The 17,650-nt window shown below is 42.3% G+C and carries 23 protein-coding genes and 3 pseudogenes; 15 read left to right on the forward strand and 11 right to left on the reverse strand.

Features of this window, described 5'->3' with window-relative positions:
- The first annotated feature begins 110 nt into the window (after positions 1-110).
- The 6 genes from VB775_RS25780 to VB775_RS25805 all read left to right on the forward strand — a co-directional run bounded on the left by VB775_RS25780 (position 111) and on the right by VB775_RS25805 (position 6,403).
- Entirely contained in the window at positions 111-515 is a 405-nt protein-coding gene (locus VB775_RS25780; RefSeq protein ID WP_281006126.1) for a response regulator, read from the forward strand.
- Positions 516-862: 347 nt separating this feature from the next.
- Positions 863-2,182: an amino acid ABC transporter substrate-binding protein gene (locus VB775_RS25785; protein WP_281006127.1), complete on the forward strand. Its 1,320-nt coding sequence runs from the start codon at positions 863-865 to the stop codon at positions 2,180-2,182.
- Between the two features lie 26 nt (positions 2,183-2,208).
- Positions 2,209-2,829 carry a Uma2 family endonuclease gene (locus VB775_RS25790; RefSeq protein ID WP_281006128.1) on the forward strand — a complete coding sequence of 207 codons (621 nt, stop codon included), beginning with the start codon at positions 2,209-2,211 and terminating at the stop codon, positions 2,827-2,829.
- A 79-nt stretch (positions 2,830-2,908) separates the two neighbouring features.
- A complete protein-coding gene (locus VB775_RS25795) occupies positions 2,909-3,820 on the forward strand; it encodes a prohibitin family protein (RefSeq protein WP_281006129.1) in 912 nt (303 codons plus the stop codon).
- A gap of 401 nt (positions 3,821-4,221) precedes the next feature.
- Positions 4,222-5,265 (forward strand): phosphate acyltransferase PlsX, encoded by a 1,044-nt coding sequence (plsX, locus tag VB775_RS25800; protein WP_281006130.1) that lies wholly within the window; start codon positions 4,222-4,224, stop codon positions 5,263-5,265.
- 154 nt (positions 5,266-5,419) lie between these two features.
- Positions 5,420-6,403, forward strand: a complete 984-nt coding sequence (locus VB775_RS25805) for a beta-ketoacyl-ACP synthase III (protein WP_281006131.1) — start codon at positions 5,420-5,422, stop codon at positions 6,401-6,403.
- Positions 6,404-6,546: 143 nt separating this feature from the next.
- Here VB775_RS25805 and VB775_RS25810 read toward each other — a convergent pair whose 3' ends face one another.
- From VB775_RS25810 to VB775_RS25830, 5 genes are all read right to left on the reverse strand, one after another.
- Positions 6,547-7,560 (reverse strand): hypothetical protein, encoded by a 1,014-nt coding sequence (locus VB775_RS25810; RefSeq protein ID WP_281006132.1) that lies wholly within the window; start codon positions 7,558-7,560, stop codon positions 6,547-6,549.
- A 251-nt stretch (positions 7,561-7,811) separates the two neighbouring features.
- On the reverse strand, positions 7,812-8,687 hold the full coding sequence (locus VB775_RS25815) for an alpha/beta fold hydrolase (RefSeq protein WP_281006133.1): 876 nt from the start codon (positions 8,685-8,687) through the stop codon (positions 7,812-7,814).
- 71 nt (positions 8,688-8,758) lie between these two features.
- A complete protein-coding gene (locus tag VB775_RS25820; protein WP_281006134.1) occupies positions 8,759-9,496 on the reverse strand; it encodes a phosphoadenylyl-sulfate reductase in 738 nt (245 codons plus the stop codon).
- A gap of 197 nt (positions 9,497-9,693) precedes the next feature.
- Positions 9,694-10,425: an NUDIX hydrolase gene (locus VB775_RS25825; RefSeq protein WP_281006135.1), complete on the reverse strand. Its 732-nt coding sequence runs from the start codon at positions 10,423-10,425 to the stop codon at positions 9,694-9,696.
- The gene (locus VB775_RS25830; protein ID WP_281006136.1) at positions 10,401-10,988 is read right to left on the reverse strand and encodes a nicotinate-nucleotide adenylyltransferase; all 588 of its coding nucleotides are present in this window, start codon (positions 10,986-10,988) and stop codon (positions 10,401-10,403) included. Before VB775_RS25830 ends, VB775_RS25825 begins: the two co-directional genes overlap by 25 nt.
- Before the next feature lie 253 nt (positions 10,989-11,241).
- On the opposite strand from VB775_RS25830, the gene VB775_RS25835 reads away from it, so the two are divergent.
- From VB775_RS25835 to tumE, 7 genes and pseudogenes are all read left to right on the forward strand, one after another.
- On the forward strand, positions 11,242-11,538 hold the full coding sequence (locus VB775_RS25835; RefSeq protein ID WP_281006137.1) for a hypothetical protein: 297 nt from the start codon (positions 11,242-11,244) through the stop codon (positions 11,536-11,538).
- Positions 11,538-11,675, forward strand: a pseudogene (locus VB775_RS26665) (PIN domain-containing protein); the annotation flags it as partial. The gene VB775_RS25835 and the pseudogene VB775_RS26665, both read left to right, overlap by 1 nt.
- A gap of 46 nt (positions 11,676-11,721) precedes the next feature.
- Positions 11,722-11,850 (forward strand): annotated as a pseudogene (locus VB775_RS26670) (type II toxin-antitoxin system RelE/ParE family toxin); the annotation flags it as partial.
- A 100-nt stretch (positions 11,851-11,950) separates the two neighbouring features.
- Entirely contained in the window at positions 11,951-12,322 is a 372-nt protein-coding gene (locus tag VB775_RS25845) for a type II toxin-antitoxin system RelE/ParE family toxin (protein WP_281006139.1), read from the forward strand.
- A gap of 13 nt (positions 12,323-12,335) precedes the next feature.
- Positions 12,336-12,665 (forward strand): helix-turn-helix domain-containing protein, encoded by a 330-nt coding sequence (locus tag VB775_RS25850; RefSeq protein WP_281006140.1) that lies wholly within the window; start codon positions 12,336-12,338, stop codon positions 12,663-12,665.
- Positions 12,666-12,853: 188 nt separating this feature from the next.
- Positions 12,854-13,084 carry an antitoxin TumA gene (tumA, locus tag VB775_RS25855; RefSeq protein WP_281006141.1) on the forward strand — a complete coding sequence of 77 codons (231 nt, stop codon included), beginning with the start codon at positions 12,854-12,856 and terminating at the stop codon, positions 13,082-13,084.
- On the forward strand, positions 13,074-13,481 hold the full coding sequence (gene tumE / locus VB775_RS25860) for a toxin TumE (RefSeq protein ID WP_281006142.1): 408 nt from the start codon (positions 13,074-13,076) through the stop codon (positions 13,479-13,481). The genes tumA and tumE overlap by 11 nt, the downstream gene beginning before the upstream one ends.
- 75 nt (positions 13,482-13,556) lie before the next feature.
- Here tumE and VB775_RS25865 read toward each other — a convergent pair whose 3' ends face one another.
- From VB775_RS25865 to VB775_RS25880, 4 genes are read right to left on the reverse strand one after another with little or no spacing between them, the layout of a single operon-like run.
- Entirely contained in the window at positions 13,557-13,796 is a 240-nt protein-coding gene (locus tag VB775_RS25865; RefSeq protein ID WP_281006143.1) for a DUF2281 domain-containing protein, read from the reverse strand.
- A gap of 18 nt (positions 13,797-13,814) precedes the next feature.
- Positions 13,815-14,423, reverse strand: coding sequence for a hypothetical protein (locus VB775_RS25870; RefSeq protein ID WP_281006144.1), 609 nt, complete (start codon positions 14,421-14,423; stop codon positions 13,815-13,817).
- A gap of 33 nt (positions 14,424-14,456) precedes the next feature.
- Entirely contained in the window at positions 14,457-15,560 is a 1,104-nt protein-coding gene (locus VB775_RS25875; protein ID WP_281006145.1) for an ImmA/IrrE family metallo-endopeptidase, read from the reverse strand.
- Positions 15,553-15,855 carry a type II toxin-antitoxin system RelE/ParE family toxin gene (locus VB775_RS25880; RefSeq protein WP_281006146.1) on the reverse strand — a complete coding sequence of 101 codons (303 nt, stop codon included), beginning with the start codon at positions 15,853-15,855 and terminating at the stop codon, positions 15,553-15,555. Before VB775_RS25880 ends, VB775_RS25875 begins: the two co-directional genes overlap by 8 nt.
- Before the next feature lie 721 nt (positions 15,856-16,576).
- On the opposite strand from VB775_RS25880, the gene VB775_RS25885 reads away from it, so the two are divergent.
- On the forward strand, positions 16,577-16,891 hold the full coding sequence (locus VB775_RS25885; RefSeq protein WP_281006147.1) for a hypothetical protein: 315 nt from the start codon (positions 16,577-16,579) through the stop codon (positions 16,889-16,891).
- Complete coding sequence (locus VB775_RS25890) at positions 16,866-17,246, forward strand: toxin-antitoxin system TumE family protein (RefSeq protein ID WP_281006148.1); 381 nt, start codon at positions 16,866-16,868, stop codon at positions 17,244-17,246. The genes VB775_RS25885 and VB775_RS25890 overlap by 26 nt, the downstream gene beginning before the upstream one ends.
- Positions 17,247-17,355: 109 nt before the next feature.
- Here VB775_RS25890 and VB775_RS25895 read toward each other — a convergent pair whose 3' ends face one another.
- Together VB775_RS25895 and VB775_RS26675 are read right to left on the reverse strand one after the other, a co-directional pair.
- Entirely contained in the window at positions 17,356-17,502 is a 147-nt protein-coding gene (locus VB775_RS25895; RefSeq protein WP_281006149.1) for a hypothetical protein, read from the reverse strand.
- 60 nt (positions 17,503-17,562) lie between these two features.
- Positions 17,563-17,650, reverse strand: a pseudogene (locus VB775_RS26675) (photosystem II protein D1); the annotation flags it as partial.

Raw genomic sequence — 17,650 nt, forward strand, 5'->3', positions numbered from 1 at the left:
CCGAGAACCACTGAGCAGCTTTATGATGCTATCACTCTCGCTTTCAATTCTGTTTCCGATTCTGACTTCTTTGGCTGGTTTTACGAATGTGACGCTCGTACCACGCTCATTTGAAAACCGCTATAGCGCAGCAATATCCTTTACAAATTTTGATTGCTGAGGATAATCTTGTGAATCAGAAAGTTGCTGCACGGCTGTTTCAAAAATTGGGCTACATCGTTGATATTGCCAATAATGGACTTGAAGTAATTGAAATGCTACGATCGCGTACCTACGATCTGATCTTTATGGATATTCAAATGCCCATCATGGATGGGTTAGAAGCCACAGCCAAAATTTTGGAAGAATGGAACTTTGCGGTGCGTCCTCGGATTATTGCGATGACAGCAAATGCCATGCCTAGCGATCGCGAAGAGTGCTTGGCGGCAGGAATGGATGATTTTCTGAGTAAGCCTATCCAAATTGAAAAATTAATTGCTGCTATTAAGCGATCACAAATTCATGCGTTGTCATAGAACCCAAAGAAAATCGATAAAAGCTTTGCAAAGCAAAGCTTTTATCGATTTTCTTTGTTCAGGTTTGCACGCAAAACGTTGTAATTCCTCTGTACCATGTAAATTTTCACAATGGTAACATGGGTTTTTTGGGGTTTTTATCTATAGCAACGCAAGAGATAGCTAGGACAAATCAAAACCCAAATAAATGAAGGCGGCGCAAAGCGCCGCCTTCATTTATTTGGGTTTTATGTCCTAAGCAAAACTTTCATTGCTATATAAGTCCTACTGCATCGAAAATAATTTACTGTAATCAAGGTAAGCTGCAAATAGAACATAGATCGATCGCGTTAGAAATCAGTAAACCCATGAGCTTAATGCCTAAGCATTTACCGAAAACTGCTGCCCTCCTAAAACATAAAGCCCAAAAGCCATCTGGACAGACTCCTCTAAGGCAATGGTGTTTTTTTGCAAGCTTAACGATCGCTTTGCTGTCAGGATGTCAACCAGCGCCAACGCCAAGCCCCACAGTCACCCCAACCGCGACAACGACCCCAATGGCTGACACCACCATCAAAGATAAAGCTCCAGAGGGGATTTTAGAACGAGTGAAAGCTCGTGGGAAGCTCATCTGTGGTGTAAATGGCAAACTATCTGGCTTTAGCTACGTTGACGAAAAAGGGGTATGGAGTGGCTTAGACGTAGACTATTGCCAAGCGATCGCGGCAGCGGTTTTGGGAGATGCCAAAGCAGTTGAGTTTAAACCATTACTAGCCAAGGATCGCTTTACGGCGATCCAAAGAGGGGAAGTCGATGTCTTGATGCGAAATACGACCCGCACGTTAACCCGTGATGTCGCCACGAATATTTCCTTTGCGCCCACAACTTTTTTTGACGGTCAGGGGGTGATGCTTAGGATTGGGGCAAAACCAACAGCTTCTCCGACGAGTTCGCCCAGTCCCGCAACTTCCATGTCGCCTTCACCAACCGCCTCAGCGTCCCCCACTCCTAGCCCTACTAGTACACCTTCCGCCGACAAAGAGAGCAACAAAACGGATCAACAAACACCTAAAACCACTGAAGAATTAGCGATCGCCCTCAAAGAACTCACCGACAAAAAAATCTGTGTGGAAACAGGAATCAACGCCACCAATCTAGAATCTACATTCAAAGAAGCAAATATAGCGATCGAGGCGATCATCTTGCCTGATCTCGATGAAGTCTTGAATGCTTATTCAAAAGGTGATTGCGAAGCAATTTCTTCAGAAAAATCGCAACTTGCTGCATGGAGAAGTAAGTTACCCCGTCCTGCCGATCACAAAATTCTCGATCTGAGCTTGTCGAGGGAACCCCTTAGCCCAGCCCTAGTTGGTAATGACGATCGCTGGCGGGATGTGGTGACATGGATAATCTATGCCACTTTCTACGCCGACGAATTGGGTATTAATATGAATAATTACACGATTTTTAAGGACACTAAAAATCCTGAAGTGGCGAGATTTCTTGGCACATCCGACTCTTTGGGGATTGAACTGGGACTTGCTCCTGATTGGACTACCCAAATCCTCAAGCAAGTGGGCAATTACAGTGATATCTACAATCGCAATCTTGCGCCCCTAGATATTCCCCGTGGTCTAAATCGCACTTGGAAGCAAGGTGGTTTGCTCTATTCGATGCCATTTCGTTAAAGGCGGCAGTAAATGCAGAGGTATTTATGTTTCAAACTGCGACTAGGGAAATTACCTTTGAAGAGTTTCTCGATTGGTATCCCGATGGCTATGGCCGTTATGAACTTTATGATGGAGCGATCGTCGAAATGCAGCCTACAGGAACCCATGAACAAGTAGGCAGTTTTACGGCGACAAAATTAGCAGTAGAAATCGATCGCTACTCCATGGATTGCTTCATTCCCCGTCAAGCATTTGTGAAACCGATGGATTCCCATCGGTCGGGTTACATCCCTGATGTGATCGTCCTCAATCAAGCAGCCTTAGAATTTGAACCCCTGTGGAAAAAGCGTTCCACCATTACTAAAGGTGAAACAATTAGGTTGGCAATCGAGATAGCTAGTACCAACTGGCAAGATGACTATTTAACGAAGTTGAGGGGCTATGAAACTTTAAGTATTCCTGAATATTGGATTATTGATTATCTTGGCTTGGGTGGGCGACGCTATATCGGTTTTCCAAAACAGCCAACCTTGTCGATTTATAATCTGGTCGATGGAGAGTATGAAGTACAACAATTTCGAGGTAGCGATCGCTTGATATCGAACACTTTCCCACAGCTAACGTTAACCGCAGAGCAAATTTTTAATTCGGGTAAAGATTTTTGATAGCGCGGCTTTGCCACGTCATCAAAAATCTTATGGTAAAAATAAAATATCTGTGTGGTGATTTTGAAGGTATACACAAATGTCATTTATCATTTCCGCGATCGCCTCACTCGTCTCGATATTGGTATTTTTTAATAACAAAAAAATTGTTGATAATCGTATTGCCCAACTGGTGATTCAGGCGATCGCAGGGTTAATCGCTTTAGTTACTACGATCAATGCCTTGAGCCGCTTGATTATTGTGATTCCTGCGGGAAATGTTGGCGTGGAAGATTTTCAGGGAAAGGTCAGTGATCGCAGCTTAACCGCAGGGCTACATGTGATTAATCCCTTTGCGGATGTGGTGCAGTTTTCAGTGCGATTACGCGATCTCAAGGAAGAAATGGGGGCAACCTCCAAGGAAGGTTTGGCTTTGGGGATAGATGTCAGCATTCAATATCGAATTGATCCTGCGAAAGCACCGAGTATTTACCTGAATATTGGCACTGAAGAAAGCGAAATTGTGACTTCACGATTTCGGTCGATTTCTCGCGAAATTGTGGCTGGATATTCTGCCGAAGATGTTTATGCCACTAAGCGCGAGGAAGTTGGACTAAAAATTGCCGAAAAATTGCGATCGCAACTTGCGCCGATTGGTTTCATTGTGGATGAGGCTCTATTGCGAAACGTGAAAGTTCCTGAAACCTTGCAAGCAGCCATTCAGCAACGACTCAAAGCTGAGCAGGAAAATTTGCAAATGAAATTTGTCTTAGAAAAAGAGAAGCAAGAAGCCGATCGCAAACGAATCGAGGCAAAGGGCAGCGCTGATGCTCAAAAGATCTTGGCAGAAGGACTCACGCCTGCGGTTTTGCAATTACGCCAAATCGAAGCGACTGAAAAACTAGCGCAATCTCAAAACTCTAAACTAGTAATTCTTGGCAATAGTCAAAATACACCTTTAATTTTGCCTGTTGATCGTGAATCTGCTAGAGCTATTGCGCCAACACCATAATCTCAATGCAAAAAATGGCTGCGCCATTTTTTGCTTTTAAAACCCAAGAATTGGTGGAGCGGCGCTTCGCGCCGCTCCACCAATTCTTGGTATATAACTATCGCCATTCTTGTTAGGACATAAAACCCAAATAGTGTGAGGCGGCGCGAAGCGCCGCCTCACACTATTTGGGTTTTGATTTGTCCTGATACAGGTGGCGATAGCTATATAACGCCCAAAAGCAAGCCATAAGAGATTTTTAAAAGTGTTGCAAAGCAACACTTTTAAAAATCTCTTATGGCTTGCTTGAGATTGCTGATGGTTGAGGTGACTCAAACTGTTAAAATTTTTGCTAGGTTTAATAAAATTCTTTACAGTTTCTTTACAGTTTTAGTCAGACAACGCAGACAGGATCGCAAAACGTGAGAATTGCAGTAGATGCGATGGGTGGGGACTTTGCCCCACGCGAAATAATCGAAGGAGCAATATTAGCTCAAGCCCAATTGGGTGTAGATATCGCGCTAGTGGGAGATCGCGACATTCTCGCTAATTACCTCAAGCAACATAACTATCAAGAAAGCGATCGCCTTGAGATCGTGCCATCAGAAGGGATCATCGAAATGGATGATGAGCCTCTCGAAGGGTTGCGCCGCAAGCCCAACTCCTCGATCGCCGTTGCCATGAACTTAGTTAAGCGCAAGCAAGCTGACGCTGTAGTTTCGGCTGGACATTCGGGTGCAGCTATGGCAGCCGCTCTATTGCGTTTAGGACGCTTATCGGGTGTAGATCGACCAGCGATCGGCGCACTATTTCCGACACAAGTCGCGCATAAACCCGTATTACTGCTCGATGTTGGAGCAAATGTAGACTGTCGCCCCAAGTTTTTAGAGCAGTTTGCCATCATGGGATCGCTCTATAGCCAATATGCGATCGGCATTAAAGAGCCAAAGGTTGGTTTGCTCAATATCGGTGAAGAAGCCTGTAAGGGCAACGAACTCGCAATTCGTGTTCACCAAGCGCTCCAAGACAATCCCCAAATTACCTTCGCAGGCAATGCTGAAGGGCGTGACATCCTTAAAGGTCAGTTTGATGTGATTGTTTGTGATGGTTTTGCAGGCAATATTGTCCTCAAATTTGCTGAAGGTGTCGGTAATGCCGTCATGCAAATTTTGAAGGAGGAACTGCCTAAAGGTTGGCGGGGCAAGCTGGGCGCATTAATCTTGAAACCTAATCTCAAAAAGGTGAAAGAGCGCATTGATGCCGATGAGTATGGTGGCGCTTTACTGCTCGGTGTGGCAGGTATTTGTGTGATCAGTCATGGTAGCTCTAACGCTGTAAGTATTCGTAACGCCATCCGTGTTGCCAAAGATGCTGTCGATAACGGCGTACTAGATCGCATTCGTGGTCAAATCAAGCCCAAGGTATCCGTCCCTGCGGACGACACGCCTGATGACCCACCAACTTAGCGCCGCCCCCTTCGCGATCGGCTAAATTTCTCTATTTTTATGGAAATGCTCGCACTGCAAGCATTTCCATAAAAATAGAAGTTTTACTTCAGCGCAAAGCGCTGTAACACTTTTTATTCAGCCTTTATTCAGCTATTCAGACCAAATACAGCCAATGACTAATATTGAATCTTCTCTCGTCGGAGTGCGTTTTGTCGGAAGCGGTTCCGCTGTCCCCGATCGCGTACTTAGCAATCACGATCTCGCGCAGATGGTAGATACCACTGACGAGTGGATTGCCTCGCGTACAGGCATCAGAGAGCGTCACATTGCTGATGGCGAGAATGATTCGGTGGCAAATCTGGCAGCACAAGCAGGACAGAAGGCGATCGCCGCCGCAGGGCTGACACCCGAAGATATTGACCTGATTATTTTGTCTACATCAACCAGTGATGATTTGTTTGGCACAGCAGGACGAGTTCAAAAAATCTTGGGAGCCGAACGAGCCGTTGCCTTTGATCTAGTGGCTGCATGTTCAGGATTTGTATTTGGCGTAGTCACAGCTTCGCAATATATCCGCACAGGGGTTTATAAAAATATCTTGTTGATCGGTGCAGATGTGCTTTCGCGTTGGGTCGATTGGCAAGATCGTCGCACTTGTATTTTGTTTGGTGATGGGGCTGGGGCTGTCGTTTTACAAGCTAGTAGTGAAAGTAAGCCCCAAGATCATCTCTTAGGTTTCGAGATGCGAAGTGATGGCAAGGGTAATGATTTACTTAATATCAATTATTTGGGGCGTAGCACCTTTGAACCCATCAGTATGAATGGTCAAGAAGTCTATCGGTTTGCAGTGAGGCGCGTTCCTGAAGTGATCGAAAAATCCTTGCACTATGCTCATCTGGAAGTTCATGATCTCGATTGGCTAATTTTGCATCAAGCTAATCAGCGCATTATTGATGCTGTAGTCAACCGTTTTGGCATCGATCCCGCGAAGGCAGTCAGCAATATGGGTAAATATGGCAATACTTCCGCCGCCTCCATCCCGATCGCCCTTGATGAGTGGGTACAGGCTGGCAAAATACAACCCGATCATTTAATTGCGATCGCAGGTTTTGGTGCAGGCTTAAGCTGGGGTTCAGCAGTATTGCGTTGGGGATAACAAGAAGAATTGCAAAGCAATCCTTCTTGTTATGTAGCCGTAGCCATTCTTGTTTGGACACAAAACCCAAGAAGCGAGTTGCGGCGCTTCGCGCCGCAACTCGCTTCTTGGGTTTTGATTTGTTCTAATACAAGTGGGGACAGCTATACTTTTAGGCGATTTTTGGGAATCCATTTAGCTAATCCTGTCAAGCGATCGCGCCAAGTCACACAGTCCCGAACTTCCTCAGGTAAAAGGCTTGCCATATACCGTAGTTCGGCGTTAGAGAGAGGCGATCGTCCACAGAAAAATGGATGTCTAGGCTTGCGACTGCAATAGCCAAAAAAGATCGCCGATCGATCAAATTTAGTAGGGGGCTTGCCTCGATGGTAGTATCGCGCCGTATCCACAAAGATTACTGTTCCTGACTTACCCGTACAGGTCTTATACCAATTTTCCTGCATATGTTCAGGTAGCATATCCTGAATTTCATGATGAAAAGCAGTTTTATAACGGCGTATCGATTTAGTTCTTAAGTTTCTACATAGAAATTCATTTGCCTCAGGAGTGACACATTCAAAGGGTCCACCATCTTCATTCACATCATTGATATAAACGCCAACTTTGATCATTTGCCAATCTTCTTTGTCCCGATGCCACTTACGAGGACCAGATTCTCTGCCATCTGGAAGACTGTAGTAGTAGGACAAGCCATCATAGGCAACGGGTAGCTTGAGATAGTTCTCAATAATGCGTAACAGCTTGGCATCTGCGCCCCATAAAAATAACTCTGGATAATGCATAATCTGCTCTGCATTAATGTTTAACGTGTGCTTGCCCCTATACAGAGGGTTTTGAACCTTGGATTTGAACTCTTGGGAGATATTTTTGGCAGCACGAAAAAAGCGATCGCTATTAGGAATTGCTAAATCATCCAAAGTTGCCATCGCAACTCCATATTTTTCTAGCTCTTGGACAATTTTTCGCTCTTCAGATGTCGGTCTATTGAGTAATGGTTGATATTCTTGGATAAATCTTTGATAGCGCGGATACAGCACCCTATGTTCAATCACATCAAGATTGCTAATAAATAAGGCGATATCCGATGGAGCGCTGACTGCTCGTTGCCATAGTTTATCAAGGGTTTGATAGGTATGAGATATGATTTTTTGATACATCCGAATAAAACCTTAGCAATGATCATTAAATTCACACGTCTCAGATTTTAAGAAAGACTAACAAAACCGTAAAAAGTTTCCACTTTTATGATCTTAAAGTTATATAAAGAATTTTAAACGATAACTTACCAAAACGTTATTTTATTTTTGGATTTCCCGTGATGCCTACCGCTATTTTCAGCACTTTACACTGAAAATTAAACTCCAAAAGATTAGAGACGACGCTTCGCGTCGTCTCTAATCTTTTAAAGTCAAGCTAGCCAACTTAAAATTTCATGGTTGACGCGCTCAGGATGATCGTCGTGGGCGCAATGCCCCAGTCCTTCCAAATAGATTAAAGTCGCATTAGGGGCATACTTCACTAATCGCTTCCCCTCAGATGGTGGAATTAGACGATCGCAACTTCCCCATAGGATTAACAAGGGAACTTGTAAATGAGAAAGAGCTTGAGTTAAGTTGGGCGAATAATTAGGTTGATTAATGCTGCAATTGAGACGAAGAAAAGCTTCGGCAGATTGGCGATCGCGAGCAGGTTTAGCAATAATTTCTACTAATTGATCATCCACTCGACGGCGATCGCAATAGACAATTCCCTTCAGAACTAAACGAATCGTAAAGGGTTGGCGCACTAAATGGAATAGCGGTTTAACTAGAAATGCCGAGACGATCGCCTTAACCGTGCGTTCAATTGGTTGTAATGCTTTGGGAACCATATCGTTAAAAGCAGCGATATCAGGCAAGCTGATGACAACTACACCTGAGGCAATTTCGGGATGATGACTCGCCGCGATCGTCGCAACCAGAGACCCAATTGAGTTACCAATAATTACCATTGGCACATTAATAAACTTCTGCCAAAACTGAAAAACTTGCTCTACCCATAGATGGATTGAATAGCGCGTTGGTGGTTTCTCTGAGCCGCCAAAGCCCATTAAATCAATCGCATAGACAGTATGATTTTCTGCTAAGGCAGGAATATTGCCACGCCAATGATCGATCGCTGCTCCAAATCCATGAATTAGGAGAATTGGCGGCTTAGTACGATCAGAATTCTGCGATCGACAAAAGCCATAACGCGATCGCCATCCTCGAAAATACCAGTTGCGATATTGCATTGCATTAGCCATGTTGATTACTTTAAATCTTCTTTGCGAACAATACTTAAATGATAAAGGCTCGCTTGGCGAGCCTTTATCATTTATTCGCCTTTTGCCCGAACCAAACGACCGTCACTAGCGACATGCAATCCACATTCTTGATTACTCATCTCCCACCACCAACGACCAGCACGAAGATCTTCACCCGCTTGGACGGCTCTAGTACAAGGCGCACAACCAATGCTAGGGAAGTTTTGATCATGGAGAGCATTATAGGGAACCTCATTAGCATGAATGTATTCCCAAACTTGATCATTAGTCCAATCAATTAAAGGATTAATCTTCGCAATGTTGCGATCGCCATCTAGCTCAACGGGCTCCATTGTGGAACGGTTAGCGGTTTGGTCGCGACGTAGCCCTGTAATCCAAGCATCTAGCCCTTTAGTCGCCCGACCAAGTGGCTCGACTTTGCGAATGTAACAACATTGCTTGCGATTCTCTACGCTGTCATAAAACAGATTAATTCCCTTAGCACTGACCATCTGCTCCACGTCTTCAGCCTGTGGAAACATGATTCGCAATTGGAGTTGAGGATATTTTTGTTGGACTTTGGCAATAACTTCATAGGTTTCAGCATTCAATCGACCTGTATCGAGGGTGAACACATGGGCCTCGGGCTTGATTTTGGCGATCATATCGATCAAGGCGACATCTTCGGCTCCAAAGCTCGAAGCTAGCGAAATCTTTTCATAGTTACCGAGCGCCCATGTGAGTACTTCTTGAGGGGTTTTGCCCTTGAGTTGAGCGGCGGCGCTGTCAATGTCTGTTTGTAAGGTCATTAGTTACTTAGTGAATGCGCTAACTTAAAAAATATTAGAACTTACGCAAAACGCTTTGAAAGTCTCATTTCACGGTAAAGGCAATTCATAAATTGCCTTTACATTTAGTCCTTTAGCGTAAGCCCTAACCATAATTTTACTATAGTGGTTTTCATTTTACCTAAGGCAAAATGAAAACCGCAAATCCTTGCTGTAGTTTAAATAAATACCATTGGCTTATTCTTAAATGGCGCAAAAGCTTCCGCATCAAATCGGTAGAGACTGGCGGGACGACCTGCTCCCCTTGATGTTTTGATACCAGTATCGCTGAGGAATCCTAGCTTGAGTAAGCGAGTGCGAAAATTAGAATAGTCAGAAAAATTCTCGCCAAGCACAGTTGTATAGAGTTGATAGAGATCGCTGAGCGTAAAAGCCTCTGGCAAAACATCAAAGGCAACAGGACTATATTCAAGCTTGTTACGAAGGCGGCGATGTCCGTATTCGAGAATGCGATTGTGATCGAAGGCGAGTTCGGGAACCTGCTTGACAGGATACCACGCAATACCACTGACTCCATCAGCAATTAGTTCCGCTTGAGAGAATGGAACTAAAGCAAAATAACTAACGGATAGATAACGCACTGCATAGCTATCAGGATCTTCACGAGGATCGCGTCCAATGTCGCCAAAGGTGAAAAGTTGTTCGAGATAAAGATTTTTGGCGCGAATTTTTTCGGAGAGGATTCGATAGGCTGATTCTTCGAGGGATTCGCCTTGACGCACGAGAGTCCCCGGTAAGCACCAGCGATCGCGGTATGGTTCATGTTGGCGCATCACCAGTAGCACCAATAGACGATTCTGTTCGGTATCTACGGAAAAAATCACGTTGTCAACACCGACCTTAAAATCTGCTAAGGGTTTGGGGGCTATGGGGCGGGACTTTTCGGCCATGCGTAAAGCGACTCTCGTTGGATATATGCTGCGACTGTGGGTATTATGACTGAACTGTTGCCATTGTTGCGATAGTCTGACGAAGAAACGTTAGGTATTGAGGTGGATTCAGGGGCGATCGCAACTTCAGTACCCATATTCACAAGTCGCTCGATATCCGACTCTGCAATGGTCACACCTTGACGGGGAACAACTAGCAGTTTGACTTGGCTTAACAAATCTGGGGCGCGATACCATGTGGGCAGTTGGGTCACAAGGTCGCCGCCAATGACAAGGGTAAAATTTGCATGGGGCAAAAGTTCTTTGGCTTTCTCGACGGTGTTAATCGTGCGTGGATTGCTAAGTTCGGGATGCAAGCCAATCGTTTGAGCAGGTGGTTGGATCGCGGCGATGGTTAGCTCCATCATGGTAAGGCGATCGCTGAGGCTTGCTTGATGAGTTTTAAAGGGGTTATCGGATACCCAAACTAATACGCGATCATAATGATTATCCAACCATTGCAAGATCTGTTGATGTCCAATGCTTGGTGGATCGGCGCTAGTTCCAAAGAGAGCGATGTTCATTTGCGTGTTAAGAGAGAAATTCTGGATCGAGGATTTGAGCGATCGTATAGGGGCATTCAGTCGAAAATTGTAATTGACCCAAAAAGCAGCGCAGTTCAAACTCACTTTTGCTTGTCCTCTGGCTTATCGTACCAGCAAACAGGTTGACCGTTTAATGAACTATCAAGACCGCATTCTCTATGCTATGCAGTATTTTTTCATGGGACTTTCGATAGGATATAAGATGGTAAGTGCAGCCTACTAAAAAATTGTTATGAATGAACTGCTATCAGTTACTTTCGATGGGTCGGAGCTTACACCAGATAAGCCGCTTAAACTGGAGCGAAATAAGCGCTATTTAATTACGATTATTCCTGAAGAAGTGGCTCCTGTTCGGAATGCTTGGGATTTATTAGAGAACTTGACGGGAACGGTTGAGGCTCCTGAAGATTGGTCGGTGGAACATAAGGGTATTGCGTCAAGTTTAGTGGGTATTGCGAAGACTAATGCGCCTGCACCTACGGATGAAGAGGTTAAATCTATTTTAGAAACAAGGCTCTTGCAGAAGTAATGAAGGTCTTATTTGATACAAATGTTATACTAGATGCGGTGTTGGCGCGTGTTCCCTTTGTCGAAAATGCTGCTTATCTTTTCGAGGCAGTGGAACTAGGGAAGATTCAAGGGTTTATTTCGGCTACGACTGTTACAGATATTCACTATTTGGTAAAGCGTCATACTAAAAGTGCGGAAATAGCGATCGCTACGATTGAGTGGCTATATCATTTTCTATCGAGTGAACGAGAACTTAATAGAGATTGTCCGAGTGGTAAGTGGGTATAGAGATTTGGCTTCTTTATTCGGAGGAAGTAGTGGTATAGATTAGCGATCGCCATATCAGGTGATCGTTTAACTACATCTGCTTTTAAAGCCGTAAGCCACAATATTAATTTTATATGATATGCTAGTCTCAGCATATTTGTAATGTGAGTAGTTTATTTTTGAAGCCTGTTGAATGGATTGGAAGTTCTCTAGATGATTTAAAAGATTTCCCAAACGAGGTTCAGCAAGTTGTGGGTTATGCCTTGTATATAGCTCAATGTGGAGACAAGCATCCTATTGCTAAGCCACTTAAAGGGTTTAAAGGTGCTGGGGTTGTGGAAGTGGTAGATGACTTTGATGGAGATACTTATCGGGCAGTTTATACGATCAAATTTGCTGATGTTGTTTATGTTTTGCATTCCTTTCAAAAGAAGTCGAAACAGGGCATTGCTACTCCAAAGCAAGATATGGATTTGATTGAAGCAAGACTAAAACGCGCTAAAGAACATTACTCTGAGCATTACAACAAGAAATAAAGGAAGGTGCTAAATGACTGAAGAGATTAAGGTACAAAAAAGTAGTGGTAATGTATTTGCAGATTTGGGATTAGAGAATTCTGATGAGTTGCTGGTTAAAGCAGAACTTGCTTACAAAATCAGCAGTATCATTACTAAGTTAGAAATAACTCAAGTTGAAGCGGCTAAGCTATTGGGAATCGATCAGCCTAAGATGTCGGCTTTGCTCAATGGCAAGTTATCAGGATTTTCGACTGTGAGGTTGTTTAGATTTTTAAATTCTCTGGGTCGTGATGTGGAGATTGTAGTGAAAGATAAGCCTAAATCGCGTTCTCAGGCTCGTACTCAGGTTGTGAGCAGGTGAAGTGTTTGGCTGGTTGGAAGTAGTTGTATAGATTAGAGATCGCCATATCAGGCAATATAAAGCTTTATGCCATAGTTCAAAAGTCCATTATAATCTTAATAAGATTACAGGAAGTCACCATAATTGTTGAAATTATCAACAAATGTAGAAGTTTCTTAAAAACATAAATAATAAATTCTGTTATTGTTATGCGTAAACAAATTACTGAATATACATCGTCTCTAGATGCTTTAGTAGCTTTGGCTAAGCAGTTGTACAGTTATGAGATTAAATATCAAACTGATTCAGCCGACTTTTTTGTGCAGTATCAGCAAGGTAAGACGGATGATGATGAAGATAAGTTTGATTGGGCGAGTAATTACCGTCATTATCTAGCTTTACGACAAGAACTAGAGAGTAAGCTAAGAAATGTCGCGTAATAGTTTTAGGGATTATTTCGATCAAATAGATCAATTTTTGGAAGCTTATTCTGATGTCTATGTAGAGAATTACAATGCCACAATTCTATCTAGTGAGCGTGCTAATCTCAAACTTCGATTGCGTTTTTATTTCCAATATTTACTTTCTATCAGTGAGGCTTTGGTTGTTGTAGATGATCAAATTACGGCGATTGATTATCGCTATCATTTCCAAGATGGACAGAACAATCTAATTTTTCGCTATGACAATACGCCCCATTTCCCTAATTTGTCGAGTTTCCCTCACCACAAGCATTTGGTAGATAGAGTGATTTCTTGTAGTCAGCCGAATATTGCAATGGTTATTCAAGATGCGATCGCTTTTCTTAAGGAAGTTGAAAGTAATGGTATAGATTAGCGATCGCCACAACAGACGATTGTTTAACTAACTCTACATTTAAAGCTACCAACTTGTCTGAATATTCGATAAGTTTTAGATCGCAATATCCTTGGGGAAGTTTGCCCACATTTCTTTTCTGGTTGTAGAGAGATCTTCTTCAGTGAGGTTAATATCTATATTTGCCCATAAGCCTTTTATACTTTTACTTGGGGTTTTAGAAGCTGTTTTGGCTTGCAAAAATTCAGCAAATTCTAATAGTGCTTGCTGTTTTTCAGGTGATAAGGTTTTGATGACTGCGATTAATGTTTCTTCAATTTTAGGTAGTGTTTGCATAGTTTTGCAGTTTTTAAATTACTTTTTGCTGGGAGGTTTAGTTTTGTCTTGAATCAACAATGGCAATCGTTTGTAAGTCTCAATCATGAGAGTTAGGAAGTTTGATTCATTTAGTTCTCCATCCATCCGAAGTTGAAATGCACCAATGACTCCTAAAGCTATAATTGCAGCTATGAGAAGAATAGGAATAATGTACCAAGGTATATAAGCACTTATGACAGCAAATGCTACTGAAACAACAACAAGAGCAAACAAATAAAATGAGCCTGACATCCAAGGATTTTGCTTATGTCTTGGTGATTTTGGTAGGTCTGGATTTTTGAAATCATTCTCTACAGCGCTATAAATATTCCCCTTCAAATGACATACCCTAGTTAGATAAGGGGCGGCTGCCGTTTCCTCAAATGAAATTAATCCTTCACTAGACAAATCTTTGAAATTACCTTGAGCTAACTTTACTTTATCAAGATTTGGATTTCCCCTATAGTTGGAACTCTCAATTTTAATTTCTAATCCATCTAATCCATTAAACCAAAAAATTGTAAATTCCTTATCTAAATTTCCATCTTTAACATTTTGGACTAGCCATTTTGCAAGCTCTTTTTGATCATTTGTTAAATTATACATTTCAAATTTCTCCTTAAAAATAAACTACTTATCTTAGTTCTGAAGAGCAAGACTGACTTTTAGAGCATTGAGCTTACTATTATGCTCAACAACCTTATCATACTGCAACCGCCCAACCACAATCCCCGCATGAATCCCAAGCCTCTCAGCAAAATCAATCACCTCCTCACGCGATCGCAAAGTATATAACTCCACATCATATTCTGATGGAATTAAAAAATCCCTTGCCCAAGCATTTGCCTCATCCTCCTGCTGCGATTCAAGGCGATCGCCATGACCAGAATCATCAAGGAAAATATCCTTCTTATCGTGCCGCAAAATATGCGCTGCCTCATGGAAAAACGTAAACCAAAAGCGATCGTTCTGCTTGCCATACAACGAAAGCTGAATCAAGGCTCTGTGTGGATTTAGCCAACGCGCCACCCCACTCGTATAAGCACAAGGAATCGCAGGCACGATCGCCAAAATCACACCTGACTCTTTACATAACTGCTTTATCTGCGGCATAAATTCCGCTTGGGATAAAACTGTTAGTTTCCGTATCTCTTGAACCGCTTTCTCAAACTTGGCTTTATTGTATTTAGGAACATCAGCCTTTTCCGCCTCAATCTCGCCCAAACGTAACCAAGCCGAAATCGCACCCACATTACTTTGTTCCTTGCGAGTGCGGCGAAAAGCTACCTGTTTTTGTTCGTAGCAAGTTTCCCAATTATCAGGAGAAGCTACCCCAAAAAGGTGAAGTAAATCCTTCACAATCTCAGGCTTATTTTTAGTATCTAAGCGTCGTTTGGCGATCGCTCCCTGTTTCATAAGATCTTTAACAGGAAGACGATCTAGCCAAGAAACCCAAGACTGTAAACGTTCTCTTTCTTCAATCTGTACCAATTGAGCGCGATATTGAGCCTCTCGCCGCAGCCAAAACTCTGGCGAACTGCCAATTACCCTTGATAACTTTTGGGCAGATTCCTCAGTAATGGGAACCTTGGCATTAATTAATAAACTAACGTGTTTTTCGGTATAGCCCAGACGCTCAGCCAGTTGTGATTGCGTCCAGTCCCGTTCTTCGATCGCATCAATAATGGTATCTCCCGGTGGTGATACCCATTCTGGAGTAAAGGAAAAATCTTGTTCAGTCATGGTAATCTCCAATAAATACAATGCAGACTTCAGTTACTTTTGCCCAGTCAATACTGCCATCTTCTTTGTATGGAGTTGGAATATTACTTGGTTCAAATACAAGCCGTTCAGCACCTTCAAGAGATACAGCAAACTGACCTAAGCGATCGCCTTTTAAAGGATGAGGCTTTCCATAAACTAGATCTTGCACCGATTCGGCTGCCATGAGGTCAGCTAATCGGGCGCGTAGTTTTTTGGAACTTGACTTTGATTCGCAAAACTTACGCAGTTTTACGTTTTTAAAAGTAACCTTCATGCTTATATATTTTAACTTTATTTTACCAAATTGGTAAAGATTTAATTCTAGCTCAAAGATGCAACTATAGATTTATCGGTTTAAAATTACCTAATATTTAGATTTGATGATCGCGTTATACTGATAGCTAACTAAAATTCAAAATGACCAATTACTTTGCTTAAAGCTGACTGAGTAGGACTTGAGGAGAGCAAACAATTGTCAGAAGGCGCTCGCCTACGTTCTCTAATATCTAGCAAAAAACAAGAATTTGAAAAAAATCTCTCTGTCTAGCATTAATTTATCCTCCATGAGATTACATATAATTGACTCAACCCCAATAATTAGGATTCAATGCAAACGATTAACGAACAATACATTGTTAATGCTCAAGGTCAAAGCCTGAGCATAGTTTTATATCAAAAGCTGCTTGCTCGTCTAGAAGAACTAGAACCTTTGACCTAGCCAAAGAATCGCAGGATGAAGCTATCCCATTCTCCCAAGCGATCGCTAAAATTAACCATTCAAGAAATAGAACGCTATCAACTAACTCACAACAAAGATAGTTGCCTCACCAATAAGCCTAACGACTGATCAGACAACCAACACTACATCATCGCTCTCGTCAAGTGTATCGCGCGAGTAAGTGTCCAGTCAGTTAAAATCGTGAATAGCTTGCCAGCATTGCAATAAAAATAGCCCCAATCTCACACAATGCAAAATTTATTTGAGGTAAACCATTATGTTGCAACTAGAAATTAAATCTGATTCACCTGATCTCGAAATCGTCCAAAATTTAATCAGAGCAGCAATTGATGCAGAAATCAAAAACTTACAGCGATCGCTAGATAAAACTAATAAATTCTTGCAAGAATTTGAAAATAAATATCAAATCTCATCCGACCTTTTTCTCAGCGATTGGACTGCTGAAGACCTCAAAGGCGGCGATGAAGAATATGTGAGTTGGGCAGGTGAAATCAAAATCAAGAAGAGACTAACTAATTCTCTGCAAAAGTTACAGGCGATCGAATATGTTACTCAACAACTATCAAGCTAATATCATCGCCACCATTCAAAAATATGTGAATGATGGATGGATTCGATCCTTTACCTTTTCTGTTGATCCTAGATCCGATTATGTTGGATTTATTCAAGGAAGTTTAGAATTTTTGCAAGGTTCATGTCTATTTTTTAGAGAATATGTTGACTTACAAGAATCCACTGAAAAACTTTCATATTCGTTCCATTACCAAGCCCCTGATAACAACTTGATATTTCGTTATGACAATGCAAATCATAAGCCAAAACTAGACTATACAGATCATAAACATATCAAAGATAAAATCATTCCCTCCGAAATTCCAGATATTGAACAAGTGATCCTAGAAATTATTACCAATTATTTAAATTAACGTCAGTTCGACGAAAGCGAAAAATGGTAAGAATCGCTAAGCGATTCTTACCATTTTTCGCCATTTGCGGCGTGCAAAGCACGCCGCAAATGGCTATATCGAACTCACGTTAAATTAAATCCCTTATAGAATGCGATCGCATCACCCACGAAAAAGATAGCGGTAATACCAATAATCCAAAAGCCTGATCAGAAGATCCGCGATACATCCTTGACCTCGTAAAGTGCGATCGCGCTAGTAAATATAGAGATTTCACAACAAAAAAGCCCCTCCTTGCGGAGAGGCTTTTTTATTTCGAGATGACTAGACTAGTCGATTAACCGTTGATAGCAGGAGCAGCCATTGCTACTGGTGCTACATCAACAGCAGCCAAATCGAGAGGGAAGTTGTGAGCGTTGCGCTCG

The sequence above is a fragment of the Pseudanabaena sp. CCNP1317 genome, assembly GCF_034931345.1.
GTDB classification, from domain to species: Bacteria; Cyanobacteriota; Cyanobacteriia; order Pseudanabaenales; family Pseudanabaenaceae; genus Pseudanabaena; species Pseudanabaena galeata.

Coding starts and splice junctions, on each gene's coding strand:
- VB775_RS25785 (WP_281006127.1), top strand. CDS start 863: ATGAGCTTAATGCCTAAGCATTTACCGAAAACTGCTGCCCTCCTAAAA.
- VB775_RS25790 (WP_281006128.1), top strand. CDS start 2,209: ATGTTTCAAACTGCGACTAGGGAAATTACCTTTGAAGAGTTTCTCGAT.
- VB775_RS25795 (WP_281006129.1), top strand. CDS start 2,909: ATGTCATTTATCATTTCCGCGATCGCCTCACTCGTCTCGATATTGGTA.
- VB775_RS25805 (WP_281006131.1), top strand. CDS start 5,420: ATGACTAATATTGAATCTTCTCTCGTCGGAGTGCGTTTTGTCGGAAGC.
- VB775_RS25810 (WP_281006132.1), bottom strand. CDS start 7,560: ATGTATCAAAAAATCATATCTCATACCTATCAAACCCTTGATAAACTA.
- VB775_RS25815 (WP_281006133.1), bottom strand. CDS start 8,687: ATGGCTAATGCAATGCAATATCGCAACTGGTATTTTCGAGGATGGCGA.
- VB775_RS25820 (WP_281006134.1), bottom strand. CDS start 9,496: ATGACCTTACAAACAGACATTGACAGCGCCGCCGCTCAACTCAAGGGC.
- VB775_RS25825 (WP_281006135.1), bottom strand. CDS start 10,425: ATGGCCGAAAAGTCCCGCCCCATAGCCCCCAAACCCTTAGCAGATTTT.
- VB775_RS25830 (WP_281006136.1), bottom strand. CDS start 10,988: ATGAACATCGCTCTCTTTGGAACTAGCGCCGATCCACCAAGCATTGGA.
- VB775_RS25835 (WP_281006137.1), top strand. CDS start 11,242: ATGAATGAACTGCTATCAGTTACTTTCGATGGGTCGGAGCTTACACCA.
- VB775_RS25850 (WP_281006140.1), top strand. CDS start 12,336: ATGACTGAAGAGATTAAGGTACAAAAAAGTAGTGGTAATGTATTTGCA.
- tumA (WP_281006141.1), top strand. CDS start 12,854: ATGCGTAAACAAATTACTGAATATACATCGTCTCTAGATGCTTTAGTA.
- tumE (WP_281006142.1), top strand. CDS start 13,074: ATGTCGCGTAATAGTTTTAGGGATTATTTCGATCAAATAGATCAATTT.
- VB775_RS25865 (WP_281006143.1), bottom strand. CDS start 13,796: ATGCAAACACTACCTAAAATTGAAGAAACATTAATCGCAGTCATCAAA.
- VB775_RS25870 (WP_281006144.1), bottom strand. CDS start 14,423: ATGTATAATTTAACAAATGATCAAAAAGAGCTTGCAAAATGGCTAGTC.
- VB775_RS25875 (WP_281006145.1), bottom strand. CDS start 15,560: ATGACTGAACAAGATTTTTCCTTTACTCCAGAATGGGTATCACCACCG.
- VB775_RS25880 (WP_281006146.1), bottom strand. CDS start 15,855: ATGAAGGTTACTTTTAAAAACGTAAAACTGCGTAAGTTTTGCGAATCA.
- VB775_RS25885 (WP_281006147.1), top strand. CDS start 16,577: ATGTTGCAACTAGAAATTAAATCTGATTCACCTGATCTCGAAATCGTC.
- VB775_RS25890 (WP_281006148.1), top strand. CDS start 16,866: ATGTTACTCAACAACTATCAAGCTAATATCATCGCCACCATTCAAAAA.